The organism is Solirubrobacter phytolaccae (assembly GCF_027587195.1).
GTDB classification, from domain to species: Bacteria; Actinomycetota; Thermoleophilia; order Solirubrobacterales; family Solirubrobacteraceae; genus Solirubrobacter; species Solirubrobacter phytolaccae.
Genome location: NZ_JAPDDP010000110.1, coordinates 1 through 19,873 on the forward strand (window position 1 = coordinate 1; position 19,873 = coordinate 19,873).

Here is a 19,873-nt window from a genome sequence, read left to right on the forward strand (position 1 = left end):
CCCGACGTTCACGATCACCAAGAACGGCAAGGAAGAGGTCCTCCAGGTCGGCACGGGTGACATTCGCACGCTGCGACTGCGCGTGCGGCTCGACCGCCGGAGCCGCCTCGCCGTGACCCTCCGCCGCGGCGACCGCGTCGCCGCGCGCGTGAAGCCCCGCACCGTCCCGGCCGGCACGCGCACGCTGCGCCTGCAGCTCGACCGGCGCCCGAGCGCCGGGCGCCGCACCGTCCGCGTCGCCGCCACGGCCGACAGTCGCACGACCACGCGCACGCTCGCCCTGCGCGTGCGCTGACCCACCGGAGACCAGAACCCATGCGCACCATCCTGCTCACCCTCGCCGTGCTGCTCGCCGGCGCGGCGCCCGCCCACGCCGCCGTCACACTGCGGTCCGGCCACGCCGACCTCGGCGCCCGGATCATCGGCGGCAAGCTCCAGACCCAGGTCAAGGACAGCACCGGCAGCAAGGTCGTCTGGCGGGAGCCGTCGGACGTCGTGATCGAGGTCGGCTCCAAGGCCCGCCACACGCTGCCGAGCGACAGCTTCCTCGGGCGCAAGGGCACGCGCGTGTGGATGATCCCCCAGGCCCAGCGCAGCGGCGTCATCTGGCTCGGCTGGAACACGGAGGAGCTGCGCTCGCTGCGGGGCTCGGTCGCGTGGACGCTCGAGCGCGTCAGCGGCCCCGGCCGGGTCGCGGTGTTCCAGACCGGCTCGTTCGGCAAGGCCGACGTGCTGTTCGACAGCCAGCGCTCGAAGCCCGGTACGCGCTCGATCGCGGTCGGCGTCCACGCGCACGGCAACTGGGCGTTCACCCGCGCCGGCACCTACAAGCTGCGGTTCAAGATGAGCGCCGGCAGCCGGTCGGACACGACGACGCTCACCATCCGGGTGCGCTGAGCGATGCGGTGGGCGGCGCTGCTGGTCGCGCTCGTGGCCCTGGCCGGCTGCGGCGCCCCCGAAGGGCTCTCGAGCACCGACTCACGGCTGCAGGTCGTGACCACCACGAGCCTCCTGCGCGACCTTGTCGAGCAGGTCGGCGGCGACCGCGTGCACGTCACGAGCCTCGTCCCCGACGGCGCGGACCCGCACGCCTACGAGCCCACGCTGCGCGACGTGCGCGACGTCGTCTACGCCGACGTCGCCTTCAGCAACTACATGATGCTCGAGCAGCACAACGTCATCAAGACGCTCGACGCGAACCTGCGCGACGGCGTGCCGAACGTGTCGCTCGCCGAGGACGCCGTCAAGTACGCGGCCGAGGTGATCCCGCTCGTCGAGAACGTCAACCTGGACACGCTCTGGCTCGGCCTGCGCGCGCACGGCACCGGCGCCCGGCACGGCACCGACCGCTCGAGCGACGTGCTGCTCAGCGCCACCCACGCGACGGGTCCCGGCCACGTCTTCGGCTATCTCACGGGCACGTTCGGCGAGACCGAGGTCTACTTCGACTCCAGCGACGGCTTCGACGCGGGTGACGGCTTCAAGGACGACACGGCCACGCTCCCGGCCGACGCGCACACGCACATGTCGTGGGTGTTCACCAAGCCCGGGACGTACACCGTGACGTTCGCCGCGAGCCTGCGCGTGGACGCCACCTCGCGCCCGATCGACCTCGGCCGCGCGACCTTCACCTTCGCCGTCGGCGTCCGCCCGCCGGCGGGCAAGCGCGTGCTCGACGAAGGCCACGCGGACATCACCGCCGACCTCGACGCCAACGGCCTGCTCGCCCTCTACGACCCCGAGGGCGGCGGCGAGCACACGCAGGTCCGCTACGCCGCCGACGAGATCGTGATCGAGGTCCCGTCGAAGGCGATCGCCGAGGTGCCCGCGGGCCGCGAGTTCCGCTTCATGGGCCGGCCGGAGACGCAGATCTACCAGCTCCCCCAGGCCGTGCTCGGCAAGCACGTGCACGGCGAGATCGACCCGCACCTGTGGCAGGACGTGCGCAACGTGATGGCCTACACGGAGCTGATCCGCGACACGCTGATCGGCCGCGATCCCGCCGGCGCGAAGACCTACCGCGCGAACGCCGACGCCTACCTCGCCCGCCTGGACACGCTCGACAAGGACGTGCGGCGAGCGATCCAGGCGATCCCGCGCGCGCACCGGTACCTGGTGACGACGCACGACGCGTTCGGCTACCTCGCGCACGCGTACGGGATCGAGGTCGCCGGGTTCGTCACGCCCAATCCCGCCGCGGAGCCTTCCCTCGCCGACCGCCGCAAGCTCACGGAGACGATCCGCAACCTGCGCGTGCCGGCGGTCTTCCTGGAGCCGGCGCTCGCCGCCCGCTCTTCGACCCTGCGCGAGGTGGCCGGCGAGACCGGCGCCCGCGTGTGCCCGATCTACTCCGACACGCTCGACCACGCCGTCGGCACCTACGAGGACATGATGCGATTCAACGCCGACTCCCTGAGGCGGTGCCTCGCGTGAGGACCCTTCTGACCGGGCTGCTCGCCCTCGCGCTGTGGCCGGCCGCCGCGCACGCGCAGGCCGAGCTCGACCAGCGCATCGACAAGGGCCAGGCGATCGTCCGCGACCGGGCCGTGCTGGCGAGCGGGCACGTGGACATCGGCCCGCGTTTCGTCGACGGGCGCTGGACGCTGCTCGTGCACGACGACGCGGCCAAGGCGGACCCGGACGGCACGAGCGTGTGGCGGCCGACCGAGCAGACCGTGCTCCAGGTCCGCGACGAGGCGATCCTGCGGATCCCGGACGACCCCGCCTACGCGTTCCTGCGCGGGAAGCCCGGCACGGACGTGCACGTGGTGCCGCAGACGCAGAACCCCGATGTGGTCTGGGTCGGCTGGAACACGCAGGACCCGGAGGTGATGGAGACCATCGACCGCGGCGTGACGATGACCATGACCGGCGTCCAGGGGCCGGGCGAGCTGATCGTCTACCTGCAGTCGGGCGACTTCGCCGAGCCGGACGTGCTGTGGGACTCGGCCGCGAAGCCCGCGCCCGTGTGGGTCGACGTGAACACGCACACGCACGCGAACTGGGTGTTCTCCAAGCCTGGCGTCTACCTCGTGCGCGTGCGGATCGACGCCGAGCTCGTGGACGGGCGGACCGTATCCGACACGCGTGTGCTGCGGTTCGCCGTCGGCTCGCGCACGAGCACGGACGAGGCCTTCGCGGCCGCGTGGACCACGCGCGACGCGCCGCGGAAGACCACCACCGCAGCGCCGTCGGAGGAGCCGTCGGGATTCCCGCTCGGCGTCCTGCTGGCCGTCGCGGCGGCCGCCCTCGCCGCGGGCTTCGCGCTCATGGTCGCGCGCGGGCGTGGCGCCAAGCGACGGGCGCGCGCGTGATCGCCTTCGAGGACATCGCCGTGCAGCTCGGCGGGCGGATCGTGCTCGAGGACGCGACCTTCACCGTGCACGCGGGTGAGCTCGTCGGCCTGATCGGCCCGAACGGCGCCGGCAAGACGACGTTGCTGCGCACCGCGCTCGGGTTGCTCAAGCCGGTCCGTGGCCGGGTCGAGGTCGCGGGGCTGATCGGCTACGTGCCGCAACGCCACGAGTTCGCCTGGGACTTCCCGATCTCCGTCGAGGACGTGGTGATGACGGGTCGTACCGGGCGGCTCGGCCTGCTGCGCCGGCCCCGCACGACGGACTGGGAGGCGGTCGACGAGGCGCTCGAACGCGTGCGCATGACCGACCTGCGCACGCGCCCCGTCGGCCAGCTCTCGGGCGGGCAGCGCCAGCGTGTGCTCGTCGCCCGCGCGCTCGCGCTCCGGCCCGCGGCGTTGCTGCTCGACGAGCCGTTCACCGGCCTCGACGTCCCCACCCAGGAGCTGCTGTCCGAGCTCTTCCTCTCCCTCGCGCGCGAGGAGCGCGCCGTGCTCATGACCACCCATGACCTCGCCGGCGCGATGTACGGCTGCGACCGGCTCGCGCTGCTCAACCGCTCCGTCGTCGCCGTCGGCACGCCGGAGGAGCTCGCCGAGCGGGACGAGCTGTGGATGCGCACGTTCGGCATCAGCCCGCACAGCCCCCTCCTGCGTGTGCTGAAGGCGGCGGCATGAGCCCGATCGACTTCATCCGCGACCTCGCGAACCCCGACCTGAGCTTCCTCTGGAAGGCGCTCGTGATCGCGGTCATGTCCTCGCTGATCTGCGGCGTGATCGGCTGCTACGTCGTCCTGCGCGGGATGGCGTTCATCGGCGACGCGGTCGCGCACGCCGTCTTCCCCGGCCTCGCGATCGCGTTCGTGATCGGCGGCAACCTGATCCTCGGCGGCATCGCCGCGGGCGTGCTGACCGCCGTGCTGGTGGCCGTCTTCGCGCAGAACCGGCGCCTGAAGGAGGACTCCGTGATCGGCGTGTTCTTCGTCGCCGCGTTCGCGCTCGGCATCGTGATCATCTCGCGCGCGCCCGGCTACGCGGGCTCGCTGCAGGACTTCCTGTTCGGCTCGATCACGGGCATCCCCGACTCGGACCTCTACGTCGTCGCCGGCACCGGCCTCGGCGTGCTCGCCGCGCTCTTCGCGCTCCACAAGGAGCTCGTGACGATCTCGCTCGACCGCGAGACCGCGCGTGCGATGGGCATCCGCGTCTTCTGGCTCGACCTGGCGCTCTACGTGCTCGTCACGCTCGCGGTCGTCATCAGCGTCCAGACGATCGGCAACATCCTCGTGCTCGCGCTGCTGATCACCCCGGCCGCGACCGCGCGGCTGCTGACCGACCGGCTCGCGACGATGATGGTGCTCTCCCCCGCGATCGGCGCGCTCGCGGCGCTCGTCGGCCTCTACGTCTCGTGGTCGTGGGACTACCCGACGGGCGGCACGATCGTGCTCGTGCTGACGACCTTCTTCCTCCTGGTCTACGCACAGCGCGTCGTGGGATCGCGCGCCTGACCGCGCAACCCCACGACCTGTGTCGCGAATCAGAATTTCGCGGGCGCCTACCGGACGTCTCGCCGCGCCTGGCGGCCGCCGGCGATCCCGCACGTACCACCAGTATGCGCTGGAATCACCAGCGGACCCAGCCACGACGATCGGGCCCGCTATGCGCACGCGAACTTCCGACTCGCGACACTGCTAGCCCCGGACGCGGAGGGTGATCGTCCGGGTCTGCCGCCCGCCGCCGGCTGTGGCCGTCACCCGGACGCGGTAGCGCCCGGGCTTCAGCCGGCGGTCAAGTCCCACGCGGAGGGTTCGGGTTGTCGCGGGGACCGTGCGGGTCTTTGCACGCGCGACCTGGCGCGTGCCACGGTTGACGGTGACCCGGCTCCTCGCTGGGGTACGCCGGCAGGTCCGCCAGGTCGCCCACGTAGAACCAGTAGTCGAGCGGGCCGCTCGTGATCGTGGCGCCGCCGCTCAGCTCGAAGCGGAGCTTGTAGAGACCCGGGCGGCTGGAGGCCCAGTTCGCGTGCACGTGCGTGCTGACCGGCATCGCGGTCGTGTCGGGCAGGCCGTCGGCCGAGTTGAACAGCACGCGCGGCAGGCCGAACAGGTCCGAGCCGAACAGCTGCAGCACGCCCGGCCCGTCGACGGCGGTCAGCCGCCAGCTGAGCTCGTCGCCGGCGACCACGCCGGTCGGGACGCCGGCGGTGTCCCAGCCTGGCCACAGCAGCGCCGGGTCCTGCACTTCCGGCAGCAGGTAGACGACGTCGCCGGCTTTGCCGAGGAACCCGAACTCGGGCGGCAGCTCCTCGGTGAGGACGAACTCCGCCTGCGGCTTGGCGTGCAGCAGCACGTCCTGCGGGCGCCGGAGCACAGGCGTGTCGCCGCTGTCGTCCTTGACGGCGACCTTCAGCGCGCCGCCCTCCAGCGCGACCTCGAGCACATCGGCGTGGCCCTGGGACAGGATCGTGCGCGGCCCCCAGCTCCCCGAGCGGACGCTGAGCAGCGCCGGGTCCGAGCGCAGCAGCTCGCGGCCGGCGTCGTCGCGCAGGGTGACGACGAGCTCGCACGCGTCGTGTGCGCGGGTGACCGTGAACGTGTAGGTCGCGCCCGTCGCCACCTCGCGTGACGTCTCGCCGCAGCGCTCGAGCCAGCGGACGTCCGTGAAGCGGCTCGTGGGCGACTGCTTGGCGTGCAGCGTCGCCGTGGCGCCGGGGTCGTAGGCCTCGGCGAGGCCGTCGACCCAGAGGAACTCGGGCGGCAGGTCCGCGAGCGCGCCGACGAAGACGCGGTACTCCTTGTAGGCGGTGCTCGACGTGCCGTCGGACCGGGTGCCCTCGACGTCGAAGTTGAGCGTGTAGACGCCCGGCGTCCCGAACACCCACTGCACGGGCGTGCGCGTGCCGACCGGGCGGCGGACGGTGTCCGGCAGGCCGTCGGCGGAGTCGAAGAACGGCCGGCCGTCTTCGAGCAGCTGGACCGGCCCGGGCCCGTCGACGCGGTTCAGGGTCCAGTCGAGGCGGTCGTCGACGAACGTCCCGGCCGGGATCGCGATGGTCGACCAGGCGGGGCGCAGCGCCTCCTGCGCGTGGAAGAGCACGTCGTCCGGGTCACGGGATACGCCCGCGTCGACGACGCTCAGCAGGACGAGCCGCCGTCGAGCACGGGCGCGAAGACGTCCACGTTCCCGGCCGACAGCACGACGCGGTCGGCGTGGGCGGCCGGCGCCGCGGCCGTCATGACGACGGCCGCGGCGAGGATGGACAGGAGGGTTCTCACGGCGCGGTGGTCGCGAGCGTGAACGTCAGCGTCTTCGCGTAGGTGCCGGTGCGCAGCGCGTCGCCGGCGTTGATCCGCTGCGTGAACGTCACGGGCACCTCGTCGCCCGTGACCGGCGCGGCGTAGGTCTTGAGCGTGCCGAGACCCTGCAGCGGCTGCGCCAGCGCAAAGGCACCGTTGACGAGGTGCCCGGCGTGCGTCGGGCTCGGGTCGCTGACCGTCAGCGTCGCGTCACCCGCGCTGGAGACGACGGTCGCCTTCGTCGTCGCCGTGTAGTCGCGCTCGACGCCCGGGGTGAACGCGCCGAAGCTCGCGGGCGCGCTGAGCGTGAGCGAGAGCGTGGGCGGAACGCTCCCACCGACGGTCTGCGGCACCTCCACGGCGCGCTCGCGCACGGTGATGTCCACGGGCGTGGACGGGCCGTAGGCGAGGGCGCCGTTCGGCTTGCGCACTGCGACGGTGAGCTTGCGGTCCGCCGTCGCGGTGAACGTGTACGTCTTGCCGGTCGCGCCGGGGATCGGCGTGCCGCCGTCGTACCACTGGTAGGTGTCGAGCACCGTCGCGGGCGTGACGTCCGCGCTGAGCGTCGCCGTGTCGCCGGCCGTGTACGCCGTCTCGCCACGCACCGTGACCTTCTGGTTGGCGGGCGCGCCGTGGTCGTCGACGTGGATCGTCACCGGCTCGGCTTCCACCGGCGCGCCGCCGGTCGCGAACGTGAGCCGCGCGCGGACCTGGACGCCGTCCAGCGCCTGCTCGGCGACGAGCGTGCGCGAGAGGCCCGGGGCACCGTCAAACGGGATCCAGTCCTGCCCCGCCCACTTCCACTCCCACGCGACCGTGTCCCCCGCGGCGAGGGCGGGGTCGGCGACGAGCCCGAGGCCGATCGAGCCGCCCTGGTGGTAGTGGTCGCCGAGGCCGTTGAAGAAGAACAGCTGCGTCGACGGATCGGCCGCCGAGACGTTGATCGGCGTGCCCTTCTGGCCGACGAAGACGACCTCGGTGCCGTAGTCCCACACGGCCGCAAACGTCAGCTGCTGCTTGTCGTGCGCGAGCGTGATCGGCAGCTCGAGCGTCTTCTCGCGGCCGACGACCGTGCTCTGGAACGTCGTCAGGTCGAGCAGGAGCCACTGGTAGGTCAGGCCGGGCAGGTCGGGGTGGACCGTGGCGGAGGCGCGCAGCGTCTGGCCGGCGCGGTAGACGCCCTGGATGCCTTCGACGAGCACCTCGCGCTCGCGCACGTCCGCCGCGAACGGCGTGGACTGGGCGACGACCATGCCGTCGCGGACCACCTGGACCGTCCACGTCGCGCCGGGGTCGTCGCTCAGCGGCTGGACCAGGAAGCTCGTCGCGTCGCGCTGGTGCGCCCACGGCATCACGAACCACAGCCCGCTCGTGCGGGTCGCCATCTGCAGCGTCTCGCCCGCCGCAAGCGCGCGGCCGCCGAGCTGGACGACGATCTCCTCGCCCAGGTGGATCGGGCCGTCCTTGACGAGCTTGGCGGTGAGCGGCTCGACGGCGTTGGCGACCGTGATCGGCGTCCAGTCGGTCTGCTGGTCGACCGTCGTTCCGGTGCGCAGCCGCACGCTCAGCTCGTAGCCGCCGTAGGACGCGTCGAGGCGCTGCTGTAGGCGGCCGGTCGCGGCCGTGCCGCCCGTCCCGGTGATCGAGGTGCCCGCGCCGGTCGAGCCGGCCGGGCGGATCCGCCACTGGTAGTTCTGGCCCGTGCCGAGCGTGGCGCCGACGACGCGCGCGTCGAGCGCGTCACCCGGCTGGTAGGACGCGGCCACGCCGGCGATCCCGAACGACTGACCGGCGACGGTGACCGTGACCGGCGAGGACGTCGAGCGTGCGGCGAGGTTGAGCACCTCGGGCACGAACGCGGCTGTGACGGTGTGGGTACCGGGAGCGAGCAGGTCGGTGGCGAACGTCGCCTTCCCGTCGGTGACGCGGGCGTGGGCGATGACCTCCGTGCCCTCGCGGAGCTCGACGAAGCCGGCGGCGGTGGCCGGCGCGACCGTCGCGGTGAGCTCGGTGGCCGACGCGCTCAGCGCCGTGGTGGTCGTCGCCGCGGCCGGGAGCGGGCCGACGACGAAGGTGTACGTCGCGGTCGCCGAGACCGGCTGAGCGCCGCGCTTCGCGCTCGCCTCGACCGTCACCCGGTAGCTGCCGGCCTTCGTGAACGCCCAGTTCGCGTGCATGTGCGTGCGCCCGACGCGGAACGTGTCGATCGACTCGTCCGACGACCACAGCCGCGTGACCCCGCCGATCGCACCGGTCGTGAACAGCTCCAGCGCACCCGGACCCTCGACCTTGACGAGCCGCAGCGTGGTCTCGTCGCCGTCGATCGCCCCCACGGGCACGGATTCGGTCGAGAAGCCGGGCCACAGCTGGTCGCCACCCGTGTTGCTCTGGGGCGCGACCCAGACATCCGAGCCCGCGGGCGCGATGAACTCGAAGCCGGCGGGGACCGTCAGCTTGGACGCGTCGTCGACGTGGAACCAGGTCTTGTCCGGGTCCAGCCGCGTGCCGTTGCCCTCGAAGACGTCGGCCTTCGTCCCGAGCGCGAACGTCCCGGCGTCGAGGAAGGTCGAGACCGCGTCGGTGTGCAGCTTCTGCAGCACGCGGTACTCGCGTGGCGCCGGAGCCGGGCCCGGATCGGCGGACGCGCTCGGCGCCCCAGCGGCGAGCGCCGTCATCAGCGCGAGCAGTGCACCGAGGGCACGTCGCGGCAGGTGTCGTGTGATCATGAGACTAAACAATACTCAGTCCCATTATTGACTTGAAGGGCACGTAGGATGTGCGCCCATGTGGCCGCGACTGCTCCCCGCGCTGACCGCGCTCCTCGCGAGCGCGACGATCGCGTGCGGCGACGAGGACCCCGTGGCCGCTCCCGCCCCACCGGCCGCGAGCACGGACCCCGGCCCCGTCCACGTGCACGGGCTCGGCGTGAACCCGTCCGACGGCGCGGTGCTCATCGCCACCCACACGGGCCTGTTCCGCGCCGGCGCCGACGAGGACCGCGCGCGCCGGGTCGGCGAGAGCGCCCAGGACACGATGGGCTTCGCGATCGTCGGCCCCGACCACTTCCTCGGCTCCGGGCATCCCGACCCCGCCGACACCGACCTGCCGCCGTACCTCGGCCTGATCGAGTCGCGCGACGCGGGTCGCACGTGGCGGCCGCTGTCGCTGCACGGCGACGTGGACTTCCATCTCCTCGAGTCCGGCGACGAGCGCGTCTACGGCTACGGCTCGGACTTCGCGACGCGGGAACCGCGGTTCCTCACGAGCAAGGACGGGGGGAAGACGTGGACGCGGCTCACCGCGCCCGAGCCGCTGATCTCGCTCGCGCTCGCGCCGGGCGACGGCCGCGAGCTGATCGCGTCGGGGCAGCGCGGCCTGCACCGCTCCTCGGACGGCGGCCGCACGTGGGCGTCGATCGACGCCCCCGCCCCCGGGCACCTGGCGTGGACGGACGAGCGCGTGGTGCTCGCCGACCTGGACGGCCAGGTGTGGCACGGCGCGGACGCCGACCGCGGCCGCTGGCGCCCGGCCGGCCACGTCGGTGGCGAGCCCGCGGCGTTCGACCACGGCGCCCCGGGTGAGCTGCTCGCGGCCCTGCACGACGGCACGGTCAAGCAGTCGCGCGACGCGGGTCGCACCTGGACCGTCCGCTCCCAGCCCTGAGCGTCAGAACAGGCGCTGCAGCGCCGAGGTCAGCACGACCTCGCCGGAGAGCCCGAGCGGCACCGTCAATCCGAGCCAGCGCAGCTGCTCGACGCGCCCGCGGCTGGAGAGCACCGCGAGCGCGAGGCCGATCGTGATCCACAGCGCGCCGGCCAGGTAGCGCTGCTCCTCGTGCAGGAACGCCCAGGCACCCTCGGCGACGAAGACGCCGGCGAGCGCGGCCGTCCCGAGCCCCTTCAGCCCTGGCTCGCCGCTGCGCCACAGCTGCCCGGCGACGCCGAAGAGCGGACCGCCGACCACCGCGCACGCCGTCCAGAACACGACCAGCGAAGCGGTGGTGCCGATGTCCTGCATCGCGTTGACGGCGTAGTAGCCGGCGAGCTGGACCGCGCAGGTCGCGACGCCCGCGACCGCCGCCCGGGTGCGCGTCGCCGCGAGCATCCCGACGAGGAACGGCGCGAGCAGCCAGGTGCTGATCGAGTTCGGGAACGCCTCCAGCGTCCCCTCGAGCTGGGCCTGGCCGAAGGCGCCGAGCCCGCCGAAGACGAGGCCCGTCGCGAGCGCGGCGAGCGGCAGCGTGAAGCGTCCGTGCATGCGGCGCGCAGCCTAGGCCCGCCGCGTGCAGGCCGTGTGCAGATCCCGTGCAGCTTCAGCGGGCGCGCCGACCTCCCGGTCCCCTCCGAACGTGCAGTTGCGTGCCGATCCGGTCCAGCGGTCGGTCATCCTGGGCGGAATGGGTGCGAGACCCGCGAGGCCCAGCGCAGGCACGATGCTGGAGCTGATCCGCAACGGCACGGCGGTCACGCGCGCCGACATGGCGCGGCACACCGGGCTCGCCCGCTCGACCGTCTCGCAACGGCTGGAGCCGCTGATCGCCCGCCGGCTCGTGCACGAGATCGGGTCGAGCAGCCCGACCGGCGGCCGCCCGGGGACCGTCCTGGCGTTCAACCCGGGCGCGGGCGTGCTGCTCGTGGCGGACATCGAGCCCACGCGCTCGCGGCTGGCCGTGAACGACCTCGCCGGCCTGTCGCTCGCGGAGGAGACGGTCGCGTTCGGCAGCACCCGGCACCCCGAGGAGCTGCTCGAGCAGCTCGACCATCGGTTCCTCGCCCTGCTCAAGCGTGTGGGGCGCCGCCTCGTCGACGTGCGCGGCGTCGGCGTCGCGGTACCGGGGCCGGTCGCGGAGGCGAACGGCATGGCCGCGACGTCCCCGCACCTGCCGGGCTGGGACGGCTTCCCGATCCGCGACTGGCTGTCGGCGCGCTACGGCGTGCTCACGGTCGTCGACAAGCGCGCGAACCTGATGGCGCTCGGCGAGCACGCGACCTACTGGGCGGAGGCGGAGCACCTGCTGTTCCTCAGCGCGGGTCGCGAGATCGCCTGCGGGATCATCGCGGCCGGTGAGGTGTGTCGCGGCGCGCAGGGCTCCGCGGGCGAGATCGGCCACCTGCCGATCGCGGACGGCGACGGGGCGACGTGCGCCTGTGGGAACCTGGACTGCCTGGAGGCGGTCGCGAGCACGACCGCGATCGCGACACGGCTGGGCGTCGACGATGACGAGGTGGTCGCGCTCGCACGCCGGCCGGATGCGGACGCCGTCGCGGCGATCCGGGAGGCGGGCCGTCGCATCGGCGAGGCGCTCGGGACGTGCGTGAGCTTCTTCGAGCCGGCGGCGATCGTCGTCGGCGGCGAGCTGGCTCGCGCCTCGCAGCCGCTGCTCGCGGGCATCCGGGAGCAGCTGGCGCGGCGGTCGCTGCCCGTCGGGACGGACACGATCCGGATCGTCTCCAGCCGGCTCGGCGACCGCGCGGCCCTGGTCGGCCTGACGCAGCTGCTCACCGAGCAGGTGCTAACCCCGGACGAGATCGACCGGTCGCTGCGGGTGGCCTGACGGGCACGACGGCGGGAGTCCGCCGTGCCCGTCGACCGTCTTCGCTACGGCGTCGTCGCCGTCAGCGTGAACCGCACCGCCTTGCCGTAGCTGCCGGCGCGCAGCGGCTCCTGCGCGCCGATCGGCTGCTGCACGGTGATCGTCACCGCGTCGTTGGTGACGTAGGTGCCGTAGTGGATCAGCGCCAGCGGATTCGCCAGGCCGGTCAGCGGCGCGAACGTCGCGGTCGGCTTGGCGGCGTTGGTCGCCTTGAACAGCAACGGCGACGCGAACTCGTGCGTCCCGTTGGCGAGATGGCCGCTCCCGTTGCCCGTGTCCGCCACCGTCAGCGTCGCCTCGCCGGCCGTGCTCGTGACCGTCGCGCCGAGCGAGGCCTCGTAGGCACGCGCGTCACCGGGCATGATCGGCCCGAGGACCGCGACCGGCGTCGAGAGCGTGAGTGACAGGACCGTCGGGACGGTCGCCGTGAACGGCGGCTCCCCGGCGGGCGGTGTCGCGGTGGGGGTGGCCGTGGGCGTCGCCGTCGGGGTTGCCGTGGGCGTCGCCGTCGGGGTTGCCGTGGGCGTCGCCGTCGGGGTTGCCGTCGGTGTCGCTGTAGGCGTCGCCGTCGGTGTCGCTGTAGGCGTCGCCGTCGGTGTCGCTGTAGGCGTTGCCGTCGGAGTTGCCGTCGGTGTCGCTGTAGGCGTCGCCGTCGGAGTTGCCGTTGGTGTCGCTGTAGGCGTTGCCGTCGGGGTCGCCGTGGGCGTCGCGGTCGGCGTGGGCGTCGGCGTCGCCGCCGTCGAGACCACGACCGTGCCGTCCATCCCGCCGTGCGCGGGGCAGTGGAACGTGTACGTGCCCGCGGCGGAGAAGGTGCAGTACCCCTCCCACCCGGGCGGCTGCGGGAACGCCGGCATCGGCGGCACGTTGTCCGTGTCTAGTGGGATCCCGCTCATCGTCGGATCGGCCGTCTTGACCGTCTGGTTGCACACCGACGGCTTCAGGCTCCCGCTGTCGAAGTCGACGTTGTGGTAGCCCGTGTTGGTCGCCGTGCCGGTCGGCGACTTGAAGGTCACCGACTGCCCGACGGAGACGTTGACGGTCGCGTCACCCGGCGCGCTTCCCGATTCCAGGAAGTAGTTGTCGCCGGTGACGAACGTCGCCGAGGTCGTGGGTGGTGTCTGCCCGAAGGCCGGCGCCGCGAGGGCGCCGGCCAGGACCAGGAACGACGCCACCCCTGGTAGGTACTTCGATCTCATTCCTTCGGGATCTCTCGTCTACGGGGTGGTCGTGGACAGGCTGAACGTCAGGACCTTGCCGTAGGCGCCGGCCCGCAGGGCGTCGTTGACCCCGATGGGCTGCTTGGCCGTGATCGGCACCAGCTCGTTCGTGGTCTGCGTCGCCCAGCTCTTGAGGAGCAACGGCGTCGCGCTGACCGCGTTGAACGGGCCGCCCGCGGCGCTGATCTGCACCGGCTGCGGGAGCGCCGCCGAGCCGTTGACCAACCGGCCGGGCGCCGTCGTGCTGCGGTCGACGACCGTCAGCGCCGCGTCACCCGTGGTGACGGTGACCTTCGCCGCCGTCTCCGCGAGGTAGTCCTTCGCCGTACCCGGCATCAGCACGCCGAACGTCGGCTCGGCCGTGAACGACAGGCCGAGGATCGTCGGCACCATGGCCGTGAAGTTCGCGTCCACGTCCGTCGGCTTGATGATCGCGAACGCGATCGTCTTGACCTCGCCGACGTTGCCGGCCTTGTCGACCGCGCGGTACTCGATGACGTGGTTGCCCTCCTCGGACACCGTGGCGGTCGTGTTGAACGTGTTGCCACCCGCCGTGTTCGCCAGCCGCACCCACTGACCGGGCACGCCCTGGAGCGTGTCGCGGTACTCGATGCGGTCGAGGCCGGACACCGGGTTGGGGTCGCTCGCGGCCGCCGCGTCGGTGCCGCTCAGCTTCAGCGTCACCGGGCCGGGGTACGCCCGGCCGGCACCCGGCACCGCCGGGTCGAGCTCGACGGCCGCGCTCGGCGCGGTCGACTCGTCGTAGACGTTGAAGGAGATCTTCACGATCTGCGTCGGCGTCTGCGTGTTGCTGCGGCAGCAGCCGACCGAGTAGCGGGACATGTACAGCGAGCCGTCGGCGCCGAACTGCGTGCCGATGACGAGGCTGTTGAGGTTCGCGCCCTCGGTGCCGGCCGCGTTGTACGGCAGCCAGTCGTTGACGCGGAGCATCTCGTTGTTGTCCTGCCGCAGGCGGACTTCCTTCCAGAAGCCGTCGTTGGCGCCGCGGTTGTTGATCAGCCACGAGCCGTCGTAGTAGCGCGGGAACGCCCCCGCCGTGGCGGTCGAGGCGTCGTAGCGGTAGATCGGGCCCGCGACCGGCTGCATGCCGCCCTTGCTCAGGTCACCGAAGTCGATGTCGCGCTGCACGCCGGTGCCCGTCGCGTACTTCTTCCAGATCGTCGCCGGGATCGGCTTCGGGATCGCGTGGCGACCCTGGAACGTCGCCGGGTTCGGCGCCTGCCCCTCCGGCGCGTAGTTGATGTCCGACGGGATCTCGTCGAGCGAGCAGTCGTACTTCTGCCCCGTCGTCGTCGCGGTGGCGTAGTTCCACCGCGTCGCCGTGTTGTCCGCGGACTGGTTGCCCGCGCAGAACGGCCAGCCGAAGTTGCCCGGCTTGTTGAGCAGGTTCCACTCGCACACGCCCGCGAAACCGCGGTCGGCGCGATCGGTCGAGGCGTCGTTGCAGTACTCGCCGACGCCGACGAGGCCGGGGTTGGCCGGGTCGGTGTGCAGCGTGAACGGCTGGCGGAAGCCCATGCCGTAGATCTCCGGCCGCGCGGCCGTCGTACCCACCGGGAACAGATTGCCCTCGGGGATGTCGTAGGTCGTGCCCACGCCCGGAGCGGCGTCGGCCGCGATCTCACCCTGCTTGGGGGTGATGCGCAGGACCTTGCCGCGCAGGTCGGCGGTGTTCGCCGACGTCTTGCGGGCGTCCCAGCGCTCGGCCGAGCGGTAGTCCATCGGCTGCAGGCCGTTGTGGCCGGAGGCGTTCGGGGAGACGTCGTCGCCGACGCCGAGGTACAGGTTGCCGGCGGAGTCGAAGTCCAGGCCGGCGCCGCCGACGTGGCCGGGCCCGTTGTTGGTCGGGCCGCCCGGGAAGCCGGCCGGCGCGCCCGCGATCTTGACCTTGGGCACGCGCAGGATCACGCGCTCGGAGCCGTCGACGACCGAGGTGCCCTCGGCGTTGAGCGTGAAGCGGCTGATCTGGTTGTAGCCGACGACCTGGGCGGCGCCCGTGGTCGGCCAGGCCGCGTTGCGCGGCGAGTAGTAGACGAACAGGTTGCGCTTGCTCGGGTCGGCGAGGTCGAACCCGGGCTGCAGGCTCATGCCGAGCACGCCGTCCTCGGACAGGCTGTGATCCGACCGGGTCTGGATCGTGCCGACCGTGGTCTTGTTGTTCGGCGCGCCCTTCGGGTCGTGCATCTTGATGTGGCCGTTGACCTCGAAGCCGATCGACGGGCCGATCTCCGACCAGTAGACCTTGCCGTCCTTCGCGATGTCGATCCCGATCGGGTTCAGCGCGTCGGACACGAGCACCTGGCGCGAGAAGGAGGACCAGACCGTGCCCGAGCAGTCGGACTTGCGGCCCTCGCCGGCGACCCAGCGGATGCCGCCCACGATCATCTTGACCAGGTTGTTGTCGCCGCCGTTCTCGGTGTACCGGACGCCGAAGTGGCCCATGCCGGTGACCCAGGTGCGGCCGTCGCGGTACGCGCGACGCGTGGCGGTGCCGTCGTTGACGCTCTCGCCGTCGTAGAGCTTGCAGTACGTGATCGGGTGATCCTGCCCGCGCGCGTTGACGCCCGGGTTGTACGTGCGCTCGTCGAACGTGGCGAGGACGTGGTGGCCGCCGCGCACGTTGGTGAGGTAGTTGTAGTGCTCGTCGGAGATCTGCCACGTGTCGGGCAGGTCACGCGTCGCCAGGTGGTTGTTGTCGGCGACCTGGACCGTCGCCGTGTTGCCGGTGGCGTTCGTCGCCGCGTGACCGGGCATCGTCGTGCCGATCATCGAGTTCGGGCTGCCGTCCCACCAGTCCCACACCGACCTGCCCGCGCCGGCGTCCGTCGCGTTGTGGATCGACGCGATGCCGCCGCCGTTCTGGACGAAGCCGATGATCGCGTCCTTCTGCGACTCCAGGTCCAGCAGCGGCCCCGGATTCGCGGTGTTCCACGACCACGACATGTTCAAGAACACGAGCGCGTCGTACTTCGCGAGGTTCTCACTCGTGAAGATGCGCGGGTTCTTGTTCGCGTTGTTGCAGTTGTTGGCGCCCGTCCCGCGACCGCTGCAGTCCTCCCAGTCGACCGCGTAGCCGAGCCCTTCGAGCTTGCTCTGGACCACGGGCCGTCCACCGTTGATGCCGTCCGTGTGGCGGTATCCCGTGGTGCCCGTGTAGATCAACACCTTCTTGCCGTCGCCGGACCCTTGGGCCTCGGCCGCCGCCGGCAGCGCCGCGGCGGCGGCGACGAGCGTCAAAGCACTCGCCAAACCGGCACGCCGAAGCGACATGCCGAGAGCACGTCGTCTGACCATCCCCACCTCTCCTCCTGCCCGGGACCCCTCGTCCCGAGCTCTAGCCCGATGGCCGCCGTTCCTCCAGCTTCAGCGACCGTAACGTTCGTGCAGCGCAATCAAGCTACCGCTGAGACACCCGGTGTCAAGGACTTTCGTAGGCATGAAGACAAAAGATCCGGCGCCACTGCGCAAGCGATTCCGACATCGGTCGTAACGACACCCGGACGCTTCTGTCAATAGTCGAACAAACGGGCGTCGCGCCGCACGGCCTGGAGCCGGTCGAGCACGTCCGGGGCGAACGCGGCGCGGTGATCGCGGCTGAACGTGAGCAGCGTCCGGCGCTCCGGGAGCGGGGCGAGCGCGTCGATCGCGGCGAACGTGCGCTGCAGGGCGCGCGCGAGGTCCGGCGTGGCCGGGACGCCCGACGCGAACACGAGGACCTCCGCGTCGATCGCGCCCGCGGCGGTTGCGCGGGGCGGTGTGCGCAGCGCGCCGCCCAGGTGGCGCAGCTCGACGACCGTCGCCGCGGGCGTGGCCAGGGCGACGAAGGCGTCGATCGCTTGGGGCGTGATCTCGGTCAGCAGGCGCGAGTGGCTGGCGACCGGCATCGGGTCGACGGGGTCCCCCGCGATCTCACCGAGGCGTGCCGCGGGAATGAGCCCGACCTGGTCGATCTCCGGCGCGATCGCGCGCAGTGGGGCGACCAGCCGCTCGCCCTCGCTCGCTTGTCCGAGGAAGGCCAGCGTGATCTGCACGAGCGCGCGGCCCCGGATCGCCTCGGGCAGCTGCGGGAGCGGCGGGAAGTGCAGTAGCCGCAGCGAAGACGTGACCGTGTCGGGCAGGGTGGTGATCCAGTCGCGGTAGGCGTGGGCGACTTCGTGGGCGCGGTCCATCGACCACAGCAGCGCGCCCGCGTACGCGTGGCGGAGCTCGACGAGCTCGAGCTCGATCGCGGTGACGATCACGCCCGCGCCGCCGCCACCGGACAGCGCCCAGAACAGGTCGGGATGCGTGTGCGCGTCGACACGGCGCGCCTCGCCGTCGGCGGTCACGACGTCGAACGCGCGGACGTGGCTCGACGCGAGCCCGTGTAGGCGCGCCTGCCAGCCGAGGCCGCCGCCGAGCACGTACCCCGCGACGCCGACGCCGGACGAGAACCCGTGCAGGCCCGTGAGCCCGTGCGGCGCGGCCGCCGCGACCACCTCACCCCAGATGGCGCCCGCGCCGACCCGGGCCGTCCGCGCCGCCGGGTCGACGGTCACGTCGTTCAGGTGCACGGTGCGCACGAGCAACGTCCCGTCCACATCGTGCGCGGGCGCCGCGCCGTGCCCGGTGCCCTGCACCGTGACCTCGAGGCCGGCCGCGCGGGCGTAGCGGACGGCGGCGGCGACGTCCGCGGTGTCGAGCGGCCTGACGATCAGCGCGGGGTGCTGATCGGCGAGCAGGTTCCAGGCGGCGCGGGCCGCGTCCCAGCGGGGATCGTGCGGAGCGATGACGTCACCGCGCACGGACGCGGCGAGGAGCTCGAAGTCGGATGCCGATTGCGTGGTCATGAGACCAGCGTTCCGGCATCGGGTCCGTTCAGCCTCGGTAGCGCACTACTGCACTTCCGGACGCGCTGCGTACGTAGCCGGGTTCCACGGCAGCGACCGCGGGGTCATCGAAGATCGTCCCTCGGCCGTCCCGAGTAGCCCGGCGTGATCGATTTCCGGTCGACGAACACACCCCCTTTGTTCGGAGCGCGGCCGTGCGCGAGTGTGGTCGACCGGACGTGGAGCGGACCGAAGTGATCACAAACGCTCCTCGACCTCTCTGGCGCCCGTAACTTGACGGCGCGCGGCTACGAGGGAACTCCGCGCCAAGCCCGAGCGGCGGCCGACCGAAGCCGACACGGAGCCAACGCCCAACGGCGCTACTTGCCCATGAAAGAGCTACCGGCCAGGAAGCTGATGATCACGGCGAACAGGCAGATGGCGACGAGGGTCGAGCTCATGCCGCCCAGCTTATCGCCGGGAGGTTCACGGCACGACGACGAGCTTGCCGGCGACCGTGTTGTCCTCCATCACGCGGTGCGCGTCGACGATCTGGTCGAGCGGGTACGCGCGCACGCCGGGCAGCGTGACCCGGCCGGACTCGAGGTCGTCGAGGAAGCCCTGGAGGACGTCGGCGGGAAGGTCGGATGCGTCGCCGCTGTAGACGGTGAGCCGCACGCCGTTGGGGATGTAGTCCATCGGGTACCAGTCCGGCACGGTCCAGACGTTGCTGAGCATGCCGGTGAAGCAGACGGTGCCGTGGATGCGGGTGGCGAGCAGCGTGTCGCGCATCGAGTCGGTGCCGACCAGCTCGAGGGCGAGGTCCACCCCGCCCGGAACGAGGTTCCACACGGCCTCGGCGACTTCGCCGGTGTCGAGGAGCGGGTGGTCGACGCCGGCGGCGCGCAGCACGTCGAAGCGCTCCTCGCGGCGCGTCGTGGCGAGCACGGTGAGCCCGCGACGCTTCGCCAGCACGGCCGCGGCCAGCCCGACCGACGACGTGCCGCCACGGATCAGCAGCGACTGTCCGGGCTGCGCGTCCAGGCCGACGGTCAGCGAGCCGTTCGCGGTCTGGAGCATCTCCGGCACCGCGCCGATCGTCGCCCAGTCCAGGCCGGATTCGAACGCCAGGACCTGCTCGGCCGGCACGCACGTGTACTCCGCGTAGCCGCCGTCGAACGCGCGGCCCATGCCCCCCATCATCGCCGCGACCTGCTGACCGGGTGCGAACTCGCCGCCCGGCGCCGCGGCCACGACGCCGACGGCCTCGATGCCGAGCACGCGCGGGAACTCGACCCCCGGCGACTGTCCGCGCCGCGTGTACAGCTCCGAGCGGTTGAGCCCGAACGCCTTGACCTCGATCAGCACCCAGCCCGGCTCGGGCACGGGGACCGGCAGCTCGCGCAGCCGCAACGCCTCGGGCGGGCCGGGCGCGTCGAGGACGACGGCGCGCATCACCGCGCGGCGTGGGCGGGCGCGGCGTGAGCGGGCGAGCCGTGGGCGGGCGCGGCGGGAGCGGGCGCGGCGTCAGCGGACGCGACACCGACCGGCGCGGCGGCGGGTACGGCGTCGGCCGGATGTCG

General features: G+C 72.3%; 16 protein-coding genes. 8 read left to right on the forward strand and 8 right to left on the reverse strand.

The window, feature by feature from the left end; translation table 11 throughout:
* The 6 genes from OJ997_RS33940 to OJ997_RS33965 all read left to right on the forward strand — a co-directional run.
* Positions 1 to 295 (forward strand): hypothetical protein (locus OJ997_RS33940; protein ID WP_270029869.1); only part of this gene is annotated, 295 nt, incomplete at its 5' end.
* Positions 296 to 315: 20 nt separating this feature from the next.
* Entirely contained in the window at positions 316 to 897 is a 582-nt protein-coding gene (locus OJ997_RS33945) for a choice-of-anchor M domain-containing protein (RefSeq protein ID WP_270029870.1), read from the forward strand.
* A gap of 3 nt (positions 898 to 900) precedes the next feature.
* Positions 901 to 2,433 carry an anchored repeat ABC transporter, substrate-binding protein gene (locus OJ997_RS33950; protein ID WP_270029871.1) on the forward strand — a complete coding sequence of 511 codons (1,533 nt, stop codon included), beginning with the start codon at positions 901 to 903 and terminating at the stop codon, positions 2,431 to 2,433.
* Positions 2,430 to 3,314 carry a choice-of-anchor M domain-containing protein gene (locus OJ997_RS37990; RefSeq protein ID WP_270029872.1) on the forward strand — a complete coding sequence of 295 codons (885 nt, stop codon included), beginning with the start codon at positions 2,430 to 2,432 and terminating at the stop codon, positions 3,312 to 3,314. The genes OJ997_RS33950 and OJ997_RS37990 overlap by 4 nt, the downstream gene beginning before the upstream one ends.
* A gap of 20 nt (positions 3,315 to 3,334) precedes the next feature.
* Positions 3,335 to 4,030, forward strand: a complete 696-nt coding sequence (locus tag OJ997_RS33960; protein ID WP_372517966.1) for an anchored repeat-type ABC transporter ATP-binding subunit — start codon at positions 3,335 to 3,337, stop codon at positions 4,028 to 4,030.
* Entirely contained in the window at positions 4,027 to 4,860 is an 834-nt protein-coding gene (locus OJ997_RS33965) for an anchored repeat-type ABC transporter permease subunit (protein ID WP_270029874.1), read from the forward strand. Before OJ997_RS33960 ends, OJ997_RS33965 begins: the two co-directional genes overlap by 4 nt.
* Positions 4,861 to 5,140: 280 nt before the next feature.
* Here the strand turns inward: OJ997_RS33965 and OJ997_RS33970 are convergent, their stop codons facing one another.
* From OJ997_RS33970 to OJ997_RS33980, 3 genes are read right to left on the reverse strand one after another with little or no spacing between them, the layout of a single operon-like run.
* Positions 5,141 to 6,448 (reverse strand): choice-of-anchor M domain-containing protein, encoded by a 1,308-nt coding sequence (locus OJ997_RS33970; RefSeq protein ID WP_270029875.1) that lies wholly within the window; start codon positions 6,446 to 6,448, stop codon positions 5,141 to 5,143.
* A 38-nt stretch (positions 6,449 to 6,486) separates the two neighbouring features.
* Positions 6,487 to 6,627: a hypothetical protein gene (locus OJ997_RS33975; RefSeq protein WP_270029876.1), complete on the reverse strand. Its 141-nt coding sequence runs from the start codon at positions 6,625 to 6,627 to the stop codon at positions 6,487 to 6,489.
* Complete coding sequence (locus OJ997_RS33980; RefSeq protein ID WP_270029877.1) at positions 6,624 to 9,374, reverse strand: choice-of-anchor M domain-containing protein; 2,751 nt, start codon at positions 9,372 to 9,374, stop codon at positions 6,624 to 6,626. Before OJ997_RS33980 ends, OJ997_RS33975 begins: the two co-directional genes overlap by 4 nt.
* Positions 9,375 to 9,432: 58 nt before the next feature.
* Here OJ997_RS33980 and OJ997_RS33985 point away from each other — a divergent pair, with 58 nt between their 5' ends.
* Positions 9,433 to 10,311 carry a F510_1955 family glycosylhydrolase gene (locus OJ997_RS33985; protein WP_270029878.1) on the forward strand — a complete coding sequence of 293 codons (879 nt, stop codon included), beginning with the start codon at positions 9,433 to 9,435 and terminating at the stop codon, positions 10,309 to 10,311.
* Between the two features lie 3 nt (positions 10,312 to 10,314).
* On the opposite strand, the gene OJ997_RS33990 is transcribed toward OJ997_RS33985, so the two are convergent.
* On the reverse strand, positions 10,315 to 10,905 hold the full coding sequence (locus OJ997_RS33990) for a DUF6518 family protein (RefSeq protein ID WP_270029879.1): 591 nt from the start codon (positions 10,903 to 10,905) through the stop codon (positions 10,315 to 10,317).
* A gap of 175 nt (positions 10,906 to 11,080) precedes the next feature.
* On the opposite strand from OJ997_RS33990, the gene OJ997_RS33995 reads away from it, so the two are divergent.
* Positions 11,081 to 12,202: an ROK family transcriptional regulator gene (locus OJ997_RS33995; RefSeq protein WP_270029880.1), complete on the forward strand. Its 1,122-nt coding sequence runs from the start codon at positions 11,081 to 11,083 to the stop codon at positions 12,200 to 12,202.
* Between the two features lie 44 nt (positions 12,203 to 12,246).
* Here the strand turns inward: OJ997_RS33995 and OJ997_RS34000 are convergent, their stop codons facing one another.
* The 4 genes from OJ997_RS34000 to OJ997_RS34015 all read right to left on the reverse strand — a co-directional run bounded on the left by OJ997_RS34000 (position 12,247) and on the right by OJ997_RS34015 (position 19,745).
* On the reverse strand, positions 12,247 to 13,416 hold the full coding sequence (locus OJ997_RS34000; protein WP_270029882.1) for a plastocyanin/azurin family copper-binding protein: 1,170 nt from the start codon (positions 13,414 to 13,416) through the stop codon (positions 12,247 to 12,249).
* A 42-nt stretch (positions 13,417 to 13,458) separates the two neighbouring features.
* Positions 13,459 to 16,752, reverse strand: coding sequence for a ThuA domain-containing protein (locus tag OJ997_RS34005; RefSeq protein WP_270029883.1), 3,294 nt, complete (start codon positions 16,750 to 16,752; stop codon positions 13,459 to 13,461).
* 239 nt (positions 16,753 to 16,991) lie between these two features.
* Positions 16,992 to 18,311, reverse strand: a complete 1,320-nt coding sequence (locus OJ997_RS34010) for an FAD-binding oxidoreductase (protein WP_270029884.1) — start codon at positions 18,309 to 18,311, stop codon at positions 16,992 to 16,994.
* 465 nt (positions 18,312 to 18,776) lie between these two features.
* Positions 18,777 to 19,745, reverse strand: coding sequence for a zinc-binding alcohol dehydrogenase family protein (locus OJ997_RS34015; RefSeq protein ID WP_270029886.1), 969 nt, complete (start codon positions 19,743 to 19,745; stop codon positions 18,777 to 18,779).
* Between the last annotated feature and the right edge of the window lie 128 nt (positions 19,746 to 19,873).

Bases quoted from the DNA above. Each gene is read 5' to 3' on its own strand.
- OJ997_RS33980 (WP_270029877.1), bottom strand. From the start codon at position 9,374: ATGATCACACGACACCTGCCGCGACGTGCCCTCGGTGCACTGCTCGCG.
- OJ997_RS34005 (WP_270029883.1), bottom strand. From the start codon at position 16,752: ATGTCGCTTCGGCGTGCCGGTTTGGCGAGTGCTTTGACGCTCGTCGCC.
- OJ997_RS33985 (WP_270029878.1), top strand. From the start codon at position 9,433: ATGTGGCCGCGACTGCTCCCCGCGCTGACCGCGCTCCTCGCGAGCGCG.
- OJ997_RS33995 (WP_270029880.1), top strand. From the start codon at position 11,081: ATGCTGGAGCTGATCCGCAACGGCACGGCGGTCACGCGCGCCGACATG.
- OJ997_RS34015 (WP_270029886.1), bottom strand. From the start codon at position 19,745: ATGCGCGCCGTCGTCCTCGACGCGCCCGGCCCGCCCGAGGCGTTGCGG.
- OJ997_RS33965 (WP_270029874.1), top strand. From the start codon at position 4,027: ATGAGCCCGATCGACTTCATCCGCGACCTCGCGAACCCCGACCTGAGC.
- OJ997_RS33945 (WP_270029870.1), top strand. From the start codon at position 316: ATGCGCACCATCCTGCTCACCCTCGCCGTGCTGCTCGCCGGCGCGGCG.
- OJ997_RS33990 (WP_270029879.1), bottom strand. From the start codon at position 10,905: ATGCACGGACGCTTCACGCTGCCGCTCGCCGCGCTCGCGACGGGCCTC.
- OJ997_RS34010 (WP_270029884.1), bottom strand. From the start codon at position 18,311: ATGACCACGCAATCGGCATCCGACTTCGAGCTCCTCGCCGCGTCCGTG.
- OJ997_RS33950 (WP_270029871.1), top strand. From the start codon at position 901: ATGCGGTGGGCGGCGCTGCTGGTCGCGCTCGTGGCCCTGGCCGGCTGC.